We start from the raw sequence: 458 nt of genomic DNA, 5'->3' as shown, positions 1-458 counted from the left end.
GACCAGAGCGCGGGGATCGATGCGGCCGTCGGCACCGGCGGCGGGCAGATCAGCGCCAACTACAACCAGAGCAGGATCGACAGCACCTATACCAGCGTGAAGGAGCAGGCCGGCATCCAGGCCGGGGAAGGCGGCTTCGACATCCGGGTGGGTGGGCACACGCAGCTGGATGGCGCGGCCATCGCCTCGACGGCAGACGCCTCACTCAACCGCCTGGAAACCGGCAGCCTGGGCTGGAGCGACCTGCACAACGAAGCCGAGTACACGGCCAGCAGCGTTGGCGGAAGCGTCAGCGGCGGCACCGGTGGCGGCAGCGTCAGCCCGAACATCAGCGTGCCGCAGCACGAGAAGTCCGGCAGCACCACGCAGGCCGGCATTGCCGATGGCACCTTGATCGTGCATGACGGCAGCGGCGAGGGCATCGCCCGTGGCGTGACCGAACTGCAGCAGGATGGTGG

General features: G+C 68.8%; 1 pseudogene. It reads left to right on the top strand.

What is annotated here, in order from left to right:
* Positions 1–458: pseudogene (locus AC1DGW_RS16865) on the top strand (hemagglutinin repeat-containing protein); the annotation flags it as partial.

It is taken from the genome of Stenotrophomonas sp. 05N423 (assembly GCF_056397145.1).
Note: the sequence above shows the minus strand (reverse complement) of the source record. Positions and strands in the feature narration are given on the sequence as shown.